General features: G+C 50.3%; 14 protein-coding genes and 1 tRNA gene. 4 read left to right on the top strand and 11 right to left on the bottom strand.

All coding sequences use genetic code 11. From position 1 onward, the window contains the following. The first annotated feature begins 44 nt into the window (after positions 1-44). Positions 45-872 carry a hypothetical protein gene (locus tag EKM84_RS02495; RefSeq protein ID WP_125763331.1) on the top strand — a complete coding sequence of 276 codons (828 nt, stop codon included), beginning with the start codon at positions 45-47 and terminating at the stop codon, positions 870-872. 143 nt (positions 873-1,015) lie between these two features. On the opposite strand, the gene EKM84_RS02490 is transcribed toward EKM84_RS02495, so the two are convergent. The 5 genes from EKM84_RS02490 to EKM84_RS02470 form a co-directional block, all read right to left on the bottom strand. After that, positions 1,016-2,086: an ABC transporter substrate-binding protein gene (locus EKM84_RS02490; RefSeq protein ID WP_125763329.1), complete on the bottom strand. Its 1,071-nt coding sequence runs from the start codon at positions 2,084-2,086 to the stop codon at positions 1,016-1,018. Then, a complete protein-coding gene (locus EKM84_RS02485) occupies positions 2,083-2,886 on the bottom strand; it encodes an ABC transporter permease (RefSeq protein ID WP_125763327.1) in 804 nt (267 codons plus the stop codon). The genes EKM84_RS02490 and EKM84_RS02485 overlap by 4 nt, the downstream gene beginning before the upstream one ends. Continuing rightward, positions 2,883-3,698 carry an ABC transporter permease gene (locus EKM84_RS02480; protein ID WP_164511279.1) on the bottom strand — a complete coding sequence of 272 codons (816 nt, stop codon included), beginning with the start codon at positions 3,696-3,698 and terminating at the stop codon, positions 2,883-2,885. Before EKM84_RS02480 ends, EKM84_RS02485 begins: the two co-directional genes overlap by 4 nt. Beyond that, positions 3,685-4,794, bottom strand: a complete 1,110-nt coding sequence (locus tag EKM84_RS02475; RefSeq protein WP_125763323.1) for an ABC transporter ATP-binding protein — start codon at positions 4,792-4,794, stop codon at positions 3,685-3,687. The genes EKM84_RS02480 and EKM84_RS02475 overlap by 14 nt, the downstream gene beginning before the upstream one ends. Before the next feature lie 210 nt (positions 4,795-5,004). After that, complete coding sequence (locus EKM84_RS02470; RefSeq protein ID WP_125763321.1) at positions 5,005-5,751, bottom strand: alpha/beta hydrolase; 747 nt, start codon at positions 5,749-5,751, stop codon at positions 5,005-5,007. A gap of 254 nt (positions 5,752-6,005) precedes the next feature. Here EKM84_RS02470 and EKM84_RS02465 point away from each other — a divergent pair, with 254 nt between their 5' ends. Continuing rightward, entirely contained in the window at positions 6,006-6,995 is a 990-nt protein-coding gene (locus EKM84_RS02465; protein ID WP_125763319.1) for a nucleoid-associated protein, read from the top strand. Between the two features lie 84 nt (positions 6,996-7,079). Here EKM84_RS02465 and EKM84_RS02460 read toward each other — a convergent pair whose 3' ends face one another. From EKM84_RS02460 to EKM84_RS02445, 4 genes are all read right to left on the bottom strand, one after another. Continuing rightward, positions 7,080-7,802 (bottom strand): MIP/aquaporin family protein, encoded by a 723-nt coding sequence (locus EKM84_RS02460; RefSeq protein ID WP_125763317.1) that lies wholly within the window; start codon positions 7,800-7,802, stop codon positions 7,080-7,082. A gap of 228 nt (positions 7,803-8,030) precedes the next feature. Beyond that, a complete protein-coding gene (locus EKM84_RS02455; protein ID WP_125763315.1) occupies positions 8,031-8,450 on the bottom strand; it encodes a GNAT family N-acetyltransferase in 420 nt (139 codons plus the stop codon). Positions 8,451-8,618: 168 nt separating this feature from the next. Beyond that, a complete protein-coding gene (locus tag EKM84_RS02450; protein ID WP_125763313.1) occupies positions 8,619-9,776 on the bottom strand; it encodes an MFS transporter in 1,158 nt (385 codons plus the stop codon). Positions 9,777-9,782: 6 nt separating this feature from the next. Next, the gene (locus tag EKM84_RS02445; RefSeq protein ID WP_125763311.1) at positions 9,783-10,208 is read right to left on the bottom strand and encodes a MarR family winged helix-turn-helix transcriptional regulator; all 426 of its coding nucleotides are present in this window, start codon (positions 10,206-10,208) and stop codon (positions 9,783-9,785) included. A gap of 204 nt (positions 10,209-10,412) precedes the next feature. Here EKM84_RS02445 and EKM84_RS02440 point away from each other — a divergent pair, with 204 nt between their 5' ends. After that, the gene (locus EKM84_RS02440; RefSeq protein WP_125763859.1) at positions 10,413-10,913 is read left to right on the top strand and encodes a prolyl-tRNA synthetase associated domain-containing protein; all 501 of its coding nucleotides are present in this window, start codon (positions 10,413-10,415) and stop codon (positions 10,911-10,913) included. Between the two features lie 75 nt (positions 10,914-10,988). Here the strand turns inward: EKM84_RS02440 and EKM84_RS02435 are convergent, their stop codons facing one another. After that, entirely contained in the window at positions 10,989-12,818 is a 1,830-nt protein-coding gene (locus EKM84_RS02435; protein ID WP_125763309.1) for a DUF5776 domain-containing protein, read from the bottom strand. Between the two features lie 498 nt (positions 12,819-13,316). Here EKM84_RS02435 and EKM84_RS02430 point away from each other — a divergent pair, with 498 nt between their 5' ends. Beyond that, complete coding sequence (locus EKM84_RS02430) at positions 13,317-14,318, top strand: NADP-dependent oxidoreductase (RefSeq protein ID WP_125763307.1); 1,002 nt, start codon at positions 13,317-13,319, stop codon at positions 14,316-14,318. A gap of 99 nt (positions 14,319-14,417) precedes the next feature. On the opposite strand, the gene EKM84_RS02425 is transcribed toward EKM84_RS02430, so the two are convergent. After that, positions 14,418-14,490: transfer RNA gene (locus tag EKM84_RS02425), tRNA-Ala, on the bottom strand. Positions 14,491-14,504: the final 14 nt, after the last annotated feature.

Genomic DNA, 14,504 nt, shown 5'->3' with positions numbered 1-14,504 from the left:
TGACGTATAATAAGTGCAAACCTTATTTTGGGAGGATGGACAAGTTGATTAAAGGTAAATGGATCGTGGCGGGGTTAATCGCCGCCGGTATTTGTGGGGTCAGTACCTTACCGGCGCAGGCCAGTACGCAGTATCTAGGTGTCACCACGCATAAATTTCTAAAGACGCAACGAAAGATTGTGACCAAGAATTCGGTGAAGAAGGGGACCCTGACGATTCCTAAGGGCACCGTCGTTCAGATTCAAGCCATCAGTGCTAGCAATGGCAAGACCTGGGTTGGCCTCGACATCAATCAATTGAGCTATAACATTCGTAAGTCTTACAAACTATCGCCAACCATGACGGAATCAATTCCGGCGACAACCAAGAATTTTAAACACGTGTCAGTGCCGAAGTACTTAGGTTTCTACGCCACCCAGAAGACCTATCCGGACGGGGCTTTACGGAACTACAAGGCCGACGGCAACCTGTACAAGGGCACGAAATACCCTAAGAACGATACCAAGGCCAAAATGGCGCGGGTCCACGTGACGCCGAATGGCTACCTGGAATACTACAAGAGCAGTCCTTTCCGGGTGAACGGCGTGGATAAAAAGCCTACGACTTCCGTGAAGATTACCAAGACGTCGAAGTCTAAAAGCACGCTGACCCTTTACACCAAGGGCGCCGTGCCTAAGGCCATCGGGAGCAAGGTCAGCAAGAAGGGCAATTACCGCTACAAGGTAACAATTAAGCGCCTCAACCAGTTCTACGGCACGATGTTCTACAACGCCAAGTCTAAGAACGTTCTGAACTCGGTCGAAATCGCTGCGGGGTACAAGGTCGGCAAGACCCAATACTTCTTAAGCGAATCAACGGTTTACCCAGGATAAAATAGTGACGCATATATAAGTTGCATCAAAAAACTACGACTATCTGTAAGCGTACAGATAATCGTAGTTTTTTCGAATCATTAGCAAAGCTAGTATCAGCTAGTAAGTTGTCAGTCGGTGACGATACCCGCTGATAGGACAACCTAGTGGTGCATCTTAAATTCTAGATAACGGTCGTTGTAAAGCTCGACCTTGGTTGGCGACAAGTCGCGGTAGACCTGCAGATGGTCGATGGTGGCTTGCGTGGGGTAGAACTGGCGGTCATCACGCACCGACTTGGGCAGAAGTGCCTTGGCTTTGCGGTTCGGCGTCGCATAGCCGATGTATTCCGCGTTCTGCGCCGCGTTTTTCGGCTGACTCATGAAGTTGAGGAAGGCGTAGATGGCATTGGTATGCTGGGCCGTCTTGGGGATGACTAAGTTGTCAAACCACAGATTACTGCCCTCGCTCGGCACGACGTAGTGGAGGTGCTGATTGTTGGCCAGCATTTCCGCCGCCTCCCCGGACCAGTCGACGGCCAGTGGCGCCTCATTTTGCGTCATGTACATTTTGATTTCATCGGCCACGATGGCCTTCACGTTGGGCGCCAACTGATTGAGCTTGTGCTCGGCCGCCAGCAGCGTTGCCGGGTCCGTGGTATTCATCGACTTGTGTAGTGTCACGAGGGACATCCCCATGATGTCGCGGGCCGAATCAATCAGCATGATCTTGTCGCGAAACTTCGGGGACCACAAGTCTTGCCAGTGCTGGACCTGACTGGCCTTGACGAATTTATCATTGTAAATGATGCCCAGCGTGCCCCAGAAGTAGGGCATGGAGTACCGATTGCCGCGGTCAAACGGCTGGTTGAGGAACTGTGAATCGTAATTCTGCCAACCGGTCAGCCGACTTCGGTCCAACGGCTTCAAGAGGTGGGCGCGCTTCATCTTGGCGACCATGTATTCACTTGGCACGGCCAGGTCGTAGTGGGTGCCCCCCTGATTGATTTTGGTGTACATGGCCTCGTTGCTGTCGAAGGTCTCGACGTTTACGTGGTAGCCGGTTTCCTTTTGAAATTTGGTCAGTAGGCTCGGGTCAATATAATCGCCCCAATTGTACAGATTCAGGACTTTGTCGCCGGTGCTTCCACTGGACCGTTCCAGGCGATTGCTGGTGTAGCCCAGCAGGCCGCAAATGGCGAGCAGACCCACGACCATGGTCACTAAGCGTTTCATGAGACCACCTCCCGCTTACGGTGTTTGCGTTTCTGGCTGGCCTGTTGAATCCAGTAGTAGCCGCCAACCAGCAACAGAGAAAAGAGGAACATGACGCCGGACAGCGCGTTGATTTCCAGGTTGATGCCTTGGCGAGCTCGTGAATAAATTTCCACGGACAGCGTCGAGAAGCCGTTACCGGTGACGAAGAAGGTCACGGCAAAGTCGTCCAGCGAGTAGGTGAGCGCCATGAAGAAGCCAGCGAAGATTCCCGGTGAGATGAAAGGAATGATGACCCGCGACAGGAGCTGCCGGGTCGTGGCGCCGAGGTCTTGGGCGGCGTCCAGCATGGAGGTGGACATTTCGCGCAACCGGGGTAGCACCATCAGGACCACGATGGGAATTTCAAAGGCGATGTGGCTCATCAGTACGGAGCCGAAGCCCAAGGGAATCTTGAGCATCGTGAAGAAAATCAGGAAACTGGCCCCAATGATGACATCGGGCGAGACCATCAAGACGTTGTTTAGGGTCAGTAGCGATTCACGGGTCACACGTTTGGTCGTGCGGTTAATGCTGAGTGCGCCCAGGGTGCCAATCAATGTGGCAATCAGCGAGGACAGCAGGGCCACCAGCAGCGTGTTGGCCACGATGGCCAGCATGCGCGCGTCACTGAACAGCGTTTGGTAGTGGCGCCAGGTGAAGCCGTGGTAGTTGGTCATGGTATCGCCCTGGCTGAAGGAGTAGACGATGAGAAACAGGATAGGCGCGTATAAAATAAGGAAGACCAGAACTAAGTAGGTGTTGGCTAAATGGCGTTTCATCGTGGCGTCCCTCCCTTCGGCTTCTGGTCGCCGGTCAGGGTCATGACGATGATCATGGCGACGATTAAGACGACGCCAATAGTGGAACCCATGCCCCAGTTCATGGTCGTCAGGAAGTGTTCTTCGATCGCGGTCCCCAGCGTGATGACCTTGTTGCCGCCAATCAGGCGCGTCAACATGAAGAGGGAGAGCGAGGGGATGAACACGGCCTGGACGCCGGCCTTCACACCCGGCAGCGTTAACGGGAAGATCACCCGGTGAAAGGTCTGCCAGGCGCTGGCCCCCAGGTCCTTACTGGCGTTAATAAACGCCGGATTGAGGTCGTCGAGGGCGTTAAAAATCGGCAGAATCATAAACGGAATCTGAATGTAGGTCGCCACGAAAATGAAGCTGGCGTTGGTAAACAGAATCTGTTGCGGGCCAATGCCAATGAACGTTAGGAACTGATTGGCGAGACCGGCCTGACTGAAGATGCCGATGAAGGCGTAGGCCTTGAGCAGGATGTTGATCCAGGTCGGTAGAATCACCAGCAGGAGCCAGAACTGGCGGTGTTTTAATTGATGGAGAAAATAAGCCGTGGGGTAACTGATGAGCACCGTGAACAGCGTGATCAAGAAGGCGTACCAGACGGAGTTGAGGGTCATCTTGAGATAGGTGGCCGACTGAAAATAAGTGCTGTAGTTGGCCACCGTGAAGTGGTGACCGAGGTCAAAGAAGGATTGATAAATGATCAGGCCGACCGGGGCAATCACGAAGAGCGCGAGCCACAGGCCGTAGGGGATGAAGTACAGCCACGTTTTACGGTTCGTCATGGGACTCATCCTCCGTTTCGTAGGTCTCGAGGCGCGCGTCGAATTCGGCTTCCTTTTCCCCGAACCGCATGACGTGGAGGTCCTGCGGCCGGAAGGTGATGCCGACACTCTCGCCATCTTCAGCGGGATTGACGGAGTGAATCAGCCAGTCGTTGCCCAGGCTGTCGGTGGCGGCGATTTCGTAGTAGTCGCCCCGGAACAGCTGGGTGTCGATGGTCACGGTCAGCTTGGCGTTGGCCGGGTCGGTCAGCGTGAGGTCCTCGGGGCGAATCACAATTTCCACGGCCTCGTTGACCGGGATACCGGCGTCGGCACATTCAAATTGATGCCCCCCGAAGGCCACCTGGAAGTCGGCAATCATTTTACCGGGTAAGATATTGCTTTCCCCAATGAAGTCGGCGACAAAATGGTTGATGGGCTCGTCATAAATGTCGACGGGGGAGCCACTCTGCAGGACCTCCCCCTGACTCATGACGAAGATCTCATCGCTCATGGCGAGGGCTTCTTCCTGGTCGTGAGTCACGAATAAAAAGGTGATGCCCAATCGTTGCTGCAGGTCGCGCAGTTCGTATTGCATTTGTCGCCGGAGCTTGGCGTCCAGAGCGGACAGCGGTTCGTCCAGCAACAGGACTTGTGGCTCCATCACGATGGCACGGGCAATGGCGATTCGTTGTTGTTGTCCACCGGAGAGCGCGCTGATCTCCCGGTCGCCGTAATCGGCCAGCTGGACCAGCTTCAGGGCTTGGGCGACGCGTTCGGCAATTTCTGGTTTGGGGCGTTTTTTTAGGGTCAACCCGAAGGCCACGTTTTCCGCCACGGTCATGTGGGGGAAGAGCGCGTAGTCTTGGAAGACCGTGTTGACGTTGCGTTTGTTGGCGGGAACGTCGTTGATGCGGTCACCCGCGAATAAGACGTCGCCGTCAGTGGCATCGGTAAAGCCAGCAATCGTCCGGAGAATCGTGGTTTTACCGCAGCCTGACGGGCCAAGCAGGGTATAGAATTTCCCGGACTCCAGTGTCAAATTGATATTTTTTAGAATGGTATGGGTCCCGTAACGTTTGGTGACATTGCGCAAGGTAATAATCGGTTGCGTCATCAGGCTACCTCCTCTATGCTTAGAATTTTTTAAACGAAATCTGGTGTAACCTAACTGATTATAGCGGGTTTTTCGGGAAAAGGGAACGAAAAAAGAAACAGGTTGGTCATGATAATTAGGGGAGGTAATCAACGACCAGCTGGGTGATGACTACCCCCAAAAATGGCCACTAAAAAACGCGTCCAGTTGTTGACTGCGCGCGTTCGATAATTACTCTTGAATGAAGTTGGTGGCTAGCTGCAGGACCGCCTCGCGGGCGTCACCGTCTAGCCGATGACTGGCGCCGGGGATGAGGTGCAGGGTGCTGGCTTGATAAACGGCATCGTACCGTTCGGAAGCGCGGTGGGCGACAATCTGGTCGGCGTCCCCGTGAATCAGGCAGACGGGACCGGTGAAGGCCTGCGCAGTTTCGTAGATGGGCAGCAGTTGGGCCGTGCGGAGGTAAAAGCCGCCCAGTGTCATACCGTTGTCCATGGGTTGTTGGGCGGGGATGTGGTGCGGGTCGTAAACCAAGCCGCGGGTGTGCCCGGCAATGGCATCGTCTTTCAGCGTAGCGGCGGGTGCCATCAGCGCTAATTTGTGAATCACATCGGGGTAGTAACCAGCGAGCATGCTGGCAACCACGCCACCCTGGGAGTGACCCAGCAAGTCGATCCGCTGTGGCTTGAGTCGTGTCTGCACGGCGGTCAACACGGCCTGGGCATCCGCAATCTCGTTGAGAACGGTCATGTTGGCGAAGTCGCCATCGCTGTGGCCGTGGCCGTTAAAGTCAAAGCGCACCGTGCCCACACCAATTGTGCGCAAACGTTGGGCCAGCTGAACCAGCAAGGCCGTGGGCGTGTAGCCGCGGTCGCCCGTGAAGCCGTGCATGAGAATGGCAACCGTGCCGTTGGGCTGCGGCGCCGGTTCGTAAATGCCTGCTAAAGTTAATCCATCACGCGTGACGTTAAATTCCATCTTGAAGACCTCCATTTTCATCCTGCTTACCTCTCTAGGATAGTCGGAAATGCTTCATTTTGCGAAACTTTTTTAATTGTAATTATAATGACTGTCTCGAGCGCAGTGTTCAGTTCAGATTTCATAGCTGCCAAATCCTCAGGGGTGGCTGGTGACGATAGCTTTCGTAGTCAACACTGATATAATGATATTAGATGGTTTTTACCAGCAACTAAACCGTATTTCAATACCGGTATGCATAGTGAGGAAAAGTAATGCGAATTCTAAATGTGATTGACCATATCTTGGATAAGGACTCCGGCAACGTTATTTTGTCGCAAAAAGAGATTGCTAAGGATAACCTTGAAATTTCCAAGTACGTTGAAAAAGTGATTGATAAATTTGAAAAAAGTGAATATGTAGAGTTGGCGCTATCACGGATTCCGATGCTCGAACAGTTCTGGAATGGGCGTGACGATTTTCAAAAACTGACGGAAAAATTTGCGTTGGATTATTTTGACAGTATCAAGCTCAATGAAAAAATTCCCGGTGGCGACTTGTTATTCTTTAACGTCGAACTAGAGGACTTGAGCCAAATGATTGGGATTGCCAAGTTGGATTACACCCAGCGCTATATCCATAACGTTGAGTATGACGAGGATGCTTTGGTTAATAACATCGTTCAAAACAATAGTATCCTGCCATCGCCTAGTCAGGGGGTCAAGAACATGCTCCTGATTGATGGCGATAAAGTTCAGTTACGTGAACAGCAGTACACGGGTGCCAGTGGTAAGTGGCTGATGTCGCGGGATTTTCTTAACGTTGCGGCGGTTCCCGTCAAAGTTTCGAACAACGTTAAGCAGATTAAAAAATCAATTCAAAAAATTTCGGAACAGTACGATGACGGGGATGACTTCACCATCACGTCCAAGACGCAACAGGCGATTCACGACAGTATCGAGACGGATGGTGTCATCGATAATGATTATATCGCCGACGTGGTGTTTGACCAGAAAGAAGAAGCTAAAGCAGAATTCAAAGACCAACTGGCCAAAAAGGCGATTGAACCAGTCGTTACCGTCCCCAACGCGGATTATTTTGAAAAGAAATATGAGCGCCAAAAGATCAAGCTAGATAATGGGATTGAAATCAACGTGCCGATTAGTTTGTTGAAGAACCGGGATGCGATTGCGTTTGAAACGAATCCGGATGGCAGTACTTCGGTGGTGATTAAGAATATTGGGAGTTTGAAGAGTCAGTTTTAGGTGGCGGCGTAGTTATCCGGCTGCTTGAAAAATTAGGGGCGAAAAAGGTCATGTTTAACGCGAACATGACCTTTTGAGTATCCCTTAGTTAAAAACCGTTTGCCAGAGAACCGTGGCACAGATGGCCCCGGCGATTGGCGCGATGACTGGCACCCAGCTGTATTCAAACTGCGAGCTCCCTTTGTGCGGGAAGGGCCAGATGGCGTGGAGCAGGCGGGGACCCAAGTCACGAGCCGGGTTCAACGCCGGACCGGTGGGACCACCCAGGGAAACGACCAGACACATGACCAGGAAGCCCAGGCCAATGAAGTCGGCGCGGGGGTCCAATTTGTCAGCGGTCATGGCAACGGCCCCCAGCACCAACAGGAAGGTCCCGAGAAATTCGTTGATGAAGCCGTTCAGCTTACTGTTGGCGGCGTCAATCGTGGAAAAGGTTCCCAGGATGGCTTCCGTGTCCGTTGTTTTCTCGTAGTAGGGCTTGTAGGCGAGCACCACGGCCAGCTGACCGATGATGGCGCCCAGCAATTGGGCCACCACGTAGGGCAGCACTTCTTGCCACGGGAAGTTGCCGACGACGGCCGAGGCAATCGTCATGGCTGGGTTGATCTGGGCACCAGAGATGGTCCCAAACATGAGAGCGGGAATCATGACCCCAATCCCATACCCCCAGCCAATCAACAGCCAACTGCCGTGATAGCCTTTGGTACCCTTGAGCTCAACGTTGGCAACGGAACCGTTACCCAGGGCAACCATGATGGCCGTCCCAATAAATTCGGCAATGCACCGAATGAATAATGAATCATGCATAAATAATTTCAACTCCACATAAGTATAAGATAGCTGACTGCCAATTCACCGCCCACCGACCACTGGTGGGACGTTGAAAAATAGCAGTATTCCTATCATACGCCTATCGCGGGCCGCTTTCACGATAAGTTTCAATTTATATTGATAAAAGTTGGAAATGATTAAGACTTTACATTTCTGACAACGAAAAACCACCGACGCTTAAAGAATCGGTGGTCAAATAAGTCGTTAGAATCGCCGTTCCAGAACAAAGGCACGGCCATAGGTTTGGGGAACGATTTCTAGAAAATCTAGGGATTCATAGAATTTACGGGTTCGTTCCTCGGGATCAGTGATGAGGACCGTCTGGCCAATGTTTTGGTAGTGGTCCAGCATCTTTTTCATGAGCGTGGTCCCGACGTGTTGTTGCTGATAGGCTGGGTCCACTAGCAGATCTTGGATGTACAAAATGGTGTGGCCATCCGTGACACCACGAATCAAGCCGATGAGGTGGTCGTCTGTCGTGGCCCAGAAAACCGCGGAGTTGGCAAGCGCGTCCAGGGTGTTCTGGGGTTGTTGCAGGTAGGCCGACCAGCCAACGCTGCGGTACAGGTCTAAGATTTCTTGATCAGTGATTGATGTGGTGCGGGTAAGACTATAGGTTATCATGACGTTCTCCTTAAATTAAATGAAATTTGGAGTGAGTCGCCAGGACCAGCGTTTGACCATCTGAATACCCCCTCAGTGCCTAATATTCGCGGTTAAGCAACCACAAGATAGTTTATCTTAAGCGTTATTATACGCCAAAATTATTATGTTAAGGATTCATGTGCACAGTTAGGCTAATAGTCGTCGATTAGCCAGGTAAACGACCACCGTCACGGGTAACGACAGTGCCATGACCGGGTAGAGCCACGTCCAGGGCAAGGCAGCCGTGATGATTCCGGCTAGCACCGGCCCACCCGACATCCCGATATCCACACCAATGTAGAAGGTGCTATTGGCTAAGCCGCGATCCGACATGGGGACTAGTGTCAGCGCCTTCGCCTGGCAAATTGAGAACATTAGGCCATAACCAGCCGCAAAGCCAAACGCGCCCAGGAACAACATCAACCAATTATTTAAATCGGTGAGACCAATGATGCCCAATAGGTTAAAGCCTAAGCATAACCAGAAGAATTTTTTAAACGGGATGTGGTCAAAGGCATCGCGTAGCAGCAGGCGCATTACTAACAAGATAATGGCGTAAGCGGGAAAGAAGGCGCCTGCCGGGACGGCAAAGTGACAATGGGCAATATAGCTCACGATGTAGGTTTCCGTAGCGAAATAGGGTAAGGAGAATAAGAGTAAGATGATTGCCAAAGGGACGACCTTAGGCTGAACTAGTTGAAACTTTTTAGCTGCCGTTGCCTGTGTTGTGTGGGGCTGACTAGGAAGTCCCCGATTGTTGACGAATTGAATGACGATCAACATTAAAACGCTAAAGAAGGAGGCGACCCAAAAGACACTTTGGTAGTTGTACTGTTGGTATAAGTAGACACTGAATGCTGGGCCCACAGCCATGCCGAGGGCACTCGATAGGCCGTAAATCCCCATGCCGGAACCAATTCGGTCGGCAGGTAAGAGATCGGCTATCCAGGTCGCCATGCAAACGGAACACAGGGTATAACCTAGACCACTAATCACACGAAAAAGCAAAATTAAAGCGACATTCGTGGTGAACGTATAGCCTAGACTGGCCACCAAAAGGGAGATACCGCCAATGAGGGTGAGGCTGTATTTTGACATCTGATCGGTTAAGTTACCCGACAGTGGCCGTAACACGAGGGCGGTCAGGTTCATGGCCCCGGCAATCACTCCGGCTAAAATACCGCTGGCCCCACTATTTGCTGAAAAGCCCGCGATGACCGGATTGATCAACATGGGACTCATTAAATAAAAGAAACTCGCTACTAAAACTAATAAAACATCTTTACTATATAAGCGCGTGTGCACGCCAAATCATTTCCCTTCTAAGTTTGCGTTAGCGCGTTGAGCCAATGCTAAAAATTGTTGTTGCTCTGCAGCGGTAAAGCCAGCGAAGAGTTCTTCGCTCGTTTGCCAGCCATGCTTCGTTAACTGGGCATATTTGGATAAACCCAGCGGCGTGACCACCACTAATTTTGACCGGCCATCTTGCGGATTGGCTGTTAAGGTGACCACTCCTAAGGCCACCATGTGCTGGACGATGACTCGGGCCGTCTGATGGGTGATGCCCTGGTAGTCTTTGAACGTCGCAATTGTCTGGTTAGGATTTTCTGCGAAGTACTTTAGGGCATCCCCCTGTCCGGTCGTTAAATCTAAATCTTGAATGTGTCGATTTCGCCGTTGCTTGATTCGACGGGCCAGCTGTAACAACTGGCGCGCAACCATACCATCATCAATCATTTCATCACCTCATGATTAAAGTGTACAGCACACTGTATAGTTTTGTAAGGGTTAATTTGCGTGTTAGTCTATTGTGACCTAGGCATCATTGCTGAAATTAAATGGCCGCGATGTGTGTTCAACGCTAAAGGTTAATGCTAAAATGAATGATAGGTTAAAATGTAACCGCTGTCACAAAATGTGGAATTCGAAGGGATGAGTGTTGTGGAACCTGCCAAACAAGTCGAAGAAGCCTTAGAAAAGATGAACATTCAGTACCAAATCGTTCATCACGCGGTTGCCCATACCACTGAAGAAGCCGACAAATTCATCGAGGGCATTGAAGGTGTCCGGACGAAGACCATGTTTTTGACGAACAAGAAGAAAACCGAATGTTATTTGCTAGTCATGGACGATGCCAAGCGGCTCGACTTCCATCAATTTGAGGAGCTGACCGGTGCTAAACGGGCCAAGATGGGCCATGATGATTTGCTGTTTGAGAAGTTGGGCTTGGAACCCGGTATCGTCTCCATCTTTGGGCTGCTGAACAATAAAGATCATGACGTGAAGGTTTACTTTGACAAGGCTATCTTGAGTGAGAAGCGCATGAGTTTCCACCCCAACATCAACACCAGCACCAGCACGATTTTTGTAGATAGTGATGACGTCCTGCAGTTCGTTAAAAACTTAGGATACGATTACCAGATTCTTGAATTAGAGGACTAGGGCATCTCAATTAAGATGACAAAATAGGGCGTGAGCTGATTTCTTAGCTCGCGCCCTATTAGGGTTGGTCTGATGTTAGTGAATGACGCGCACAAACTGTTTGTTCCCGGTGATGTAGCCACCGGCAACCTTGTAGCGTAGGGTGTCGCCCTTACGGAAGTTGTTGGCGTTGGAGTAGGCCCAGCCTTTAACGGTGAAGGTGGCATGCGCCTTTTTAGGATAATGCCGATTGCGGTTCGTCAAGTTGGCTGTGCCATAACGGTTGACGGCCGTCTTGGCTTGAACCCGTTTAGGCATCGTGTATTTACCAGCGATAACCAGTTTCTTGTTGGCGGAGATGTAGGTGCCATTGCTGAGGACAAAGCGGGTGGTGAGATTGTGGTGAACAATATTAGTCACCTTGAGCACTTTTCCTTGCTTATAATGATTCACCTTGCCAGTCAGATTCTTCCGGCTGTAAGCATTGACCCCCTTGGGATTGATCACCGTCATGGTGTTGTGTTTGGTTGCGTAGTAGACGGGCAACACGTAAGCCGCCTTGGTTGTGATATAACCGGTGGTCCCTTGATGATTCAAGTCTTTCACCTTGTAGCGGTTTATGCCGTTCTTGGAAGTGGTGTAACCGATGACTTTAAACATGGGCCGATTTATCCGCCCCTTCTTAGCGTACCAGGTTTGACGCGTCTTAGTGCTGAAGGTTGGTTTGCTGTACAAGCCAATCTTCTTAATACCATAGACGACGGTCTTCTTAGCGGCCAGTTTATCTGCGGCGGTGTTGGCAGAATCAGTGTCATAAACGTAGGTGACCGACTGCGCCGTGGTGCTAAACGTTCCGGCGGCATTTGTTGGCGTCTTGGTCAACGTATAGCCGGGGATGGTAAGCGCCTCAGATTGATAATCTTTGCCGAGAGTGCCAGTCAGTGTTTTGGTGGGCTTGAGTTGGTTGCCAGCCCGGTCGACGTAGTGAACGGTCACCGGCGCACTAGCACTAGTGGTCGCTGTATTCGAAGTCGAGGGGATCGTGGTCGTTGTGGATTTAGGTTCGCTGAAGGCAAAGAACCCCATGAAGGCTTGGGAGGCTGGAACCAGACCGTTAATCGTCGTATTACCGGCATCGGTATTGGTAATCATATCTGCCATGGGGGTCTTCAGTGCAGTGGCGATAGCTTGTGCGGCGCCATCAGGGACCAGCTTAGTTAGTTCTTCAGAAGAGTATTGAGTCATGTGGTAGATAGATAGTTGACTGGCAATTGAATTCTCACTGCGCTTAAAGTTTTCTTCATTCTTAAAAAAGCCATCATAGGTCGATAGTGAGTTATCACTGCTCAATTCAGCTGCCTTAGCCAGGTTGTCTCGGGCACTGTCATTGTATTCCGATTGGATTTCTGAGAAAATCTTCGTTCCTTGGTCGTATTGTGCGGTCACCTTAAATAGCCAAGAGAAGAAGGCATATTCTCCTTGGAGACCAGCAATGAGCTGGTCTTCGGAAGGATGCTTATCGTACTTCCCAGAAGCTAATAGGTATTGGCCGAAAGTCTCGTTGTCGGTGAGGGCCATGGGTGAACGGGTGAGGTCGGTCAAGAATCCTGGGACTAATTGGGCCACGGAATCAGCCTTGTTGTCGGTCTGAAAGGTGCTGCTGAAGCCGCTGCCATTTATGGTCGTGGCACTCAAGTTCTGAGAGCTTTCACTGGGATACCAAGGAACCTTCTGTAACTCACCTTGTTGGTTAATGATGACGTTATAGGGAAGATTGACGGCATCGATGGCGACTGTGCCGTTGGTGGCCTTGGTTGAGGTGGTTTGTGTTGTTGTGGCTGCTTCACCGATTGTTGGCACGGTTAATCCGGTGAACAGGATTAATGACAAGCTGGCGATGGAAACAGTCCGTAGTGTGTGGTGCATAATGGTCCCTCCAATAATCGTTTATATACTGACAGTATTAGTTTATCACTTAATCAATTCGCTTTGCAAACGCTTTTTAGTAAAAAACAGTGATATTGTGCGGAAAATGAATGATAAACGGACACTCACAGCTAGTACGGTATGGCTAGATATATAGACTGGACTGGAAGCGTTTGGGAAGCTTAGAACTTTTTGACTCGCTCAAAAAGCCCCCAAACTGGTAAATCGAACCAGTCTTGGAGGCCTAATGATGGACTATTTAGTTACTTTGATAAAGCGGGAATTACCGGTGATGTAGCCACCGGTGACCTTATACCGCAGGGTGTCGCCCTTACGGAAGTTGTTGGCGTTGGAGTAGGCCCAACCGGTAACGGTGAAGATGGCATTCGTCTTTATAAAAGTAACTTTATTTGACTATTGTAACTAATTATTATAAGATGTTTTCAACTAAAAAAGACAGAACGATATTACTCGCTAATAAAAAGGAGAATTGATAAGATGCAAGCTGCCCAATTACTGAAATATGACAAGAATTTTAAACTAGTTGTGAAGGACATCCCCGTACCAACGCCGACTGAGGATGAAGTCTTAGTTAAAGTAAAGGCAGCGGCCGTCAATCCCTTGGAAAAGTTAATTGGCATCGGCTATCTGAAGTTGCTGCAGAACTATGACTTGCCAGTGACGACGGGAAACGAATTGTCGGGCGTTGTTGAAGCAGTCGGTAAAAATGTGAAAGACTTCAAAATTGGTGATGAAATCTACTCACGGTTGCCCTTAGAAAAGATTGGGGCCTTTGCGGAATATGCTGTGATTGATTATCATGCCGTCGCGCTGAAACCAACTGGCTTAGATTTTGTACACAGTGCGGCAGTGCCCTTAACCGGCTTGACCGCGTATCAGGGCTTGACCGAAGAACTAGGCGCGCAACCCGGACAAAGCGTGATGATTCCAGGTGGCTCTGGGTCGTTTGGACAGATGGCCATTCCAATTGCTAAGGAACTGGGCTTGAGAGTCATGGTTAGTGGAAATGCGCGCGCAAAACAATCCGTAATGGATATGGGTGTCGAACAGTACTTTGATTATCGTGAACAGAATTATTGGGAGCATCTCAAACCCGTTGATTACGTGATTGATACGGTCGGGAAGACAGAGCTTAATCATGAACTTCAGGTGTTGAAACCGGGTGGACGACTATTATCCTTGATCATGACGCCTAATCGCCAGTTTGCTAAAGATCATCAGATGCCATTTTGGAAAACGGCTTTAATCGGGATTGCCGGTAGCGGGATTGATTGGAAGGCCAAACGAGCAGGCGCTGACTATCGGTTTATTTTCGTGAGAAGTGATGGCGAACAATTGAAGAAAATTACCAAACTTGTTGAAGACAACCAGACTGTGCCGGCGGTTGACCCAACTGAATTTAAGCTGACGGATATCAATAAAGCGTTAGATTATTTGGCAAACGGCCATCCGAAGGGAAAAGTGGTTATTCGCTTTTAAAAAACGATTGGCGGTAACGTCTAATAGAAATAGAGGGTGAGCTGATTTTTCAGCTCACCCTCTATTAATTTAAATGCTATCCAAATGAAACCCATTCAATGGACCTTACCGGATTTGAACCGACGACCTCCTGCATGCGAAGCAGGCGCTCTCCCAACTGAGCTAAAGGCCCATACCACTTACGCC

Origin of the sequence: Levilactobacillus mulengensis (assembly GCF_003946045.1) — a bacterium.
GTDB lineage: Bacteria > Bacillota > Bacilli > Lactobacillales > Lactobacillaceae > Levilactobacillus > Levilactobacillus mulengensis.
The sequence above is the reverse complement of the archived record's forward strand: the minus strand, read 5'-3'. Positions and strand labels throughout refer to the sequence as shown.

What these genes read in the sequence shown, in the direction of transcription:
- EKM84_RS02465 (WP_125763319.1), top strand. Translation starts at nt 6,006, where the DNA reads ATGCGAATTCTAAATGTGATTGACCATATCTTGGATAAGGACTCCGGC.
- EKM84_RS02470 (WP_125763321.1), bottom strand. Translation starts at nt 5,751, where the DNA reads ATGGAATTTAACGTCACGCGTGATGGATTAACTTTAGCAGGCATTTAC.
- EKM84_RS02455 (WP_125763315.1), bottom strand. Translation starts at nt 8,450, where the DNA reads ATGATAACCTATAGTCTTACCCGCACCACATCAATCACTGATCAAGAA.
- EKM84_RS02430 (WP_125763307.1), top strand. Translation starts at nt 13,317, where the DNA reads ATGCAAGCTGCCCAATTACTGAAATATGACAAGAATTTTAAACTAGTT.
- EKM84_RS02485 (WP_125763327.1), bottom strand. Translation starts at nt 2,886, where the DNA reads ATGAAACGCCATTTAGCCAACACCTACTTAGTTCTGGTCTTCCTTATT.
- EKM84_RS02490 (WP_125763329.1), bottom strand. Translation starts at nt 2,086, where the DNA reads ATGAAACGCTTAGTGACCATGGTCGTGGGTCTGCTCGCCATTTGCGGC.
- EKM84_RS02480 (WP_164511279.1), bottom strand. Translation starts at nt 3,698, where the DNA reads ATGACGAACCGTAAAACGTGGCTGTACTTCATCCCCTACGGCCTGTGG.
- EKM84_RS02460 (WP_125763317.1), bottom strand. Translation starts at nt 7,802, where the DNA reads ATGCATGATTCATTATTCATTCGGTGCATTGCCGAATTTATTGGGACG.
- EKM84_RS02445 (WP_125763311.1), bottom strand. Translation starts at nt 10,208, where the DNA reads ATGATTGATGATGGTATGGTTGCGCGCCAGTTGTTACAGCTGGCCCGT.
- EKM84_RS02475 (WP_125763323.1), bottom strand. Translation starts at nt 4,794, where the DNA reads ATGACGCAACCGATTATTACCTTGCGCAATGTCACCAAACGTTACGGG.
- EKM84_RS02435 (WP_125763309.1), bottom strand. Translation starts at nt 12,818, where the DNA reads ATGCACCACACACTACGGACTGTTTCCATCGCCAGCTTGTCATTAATC.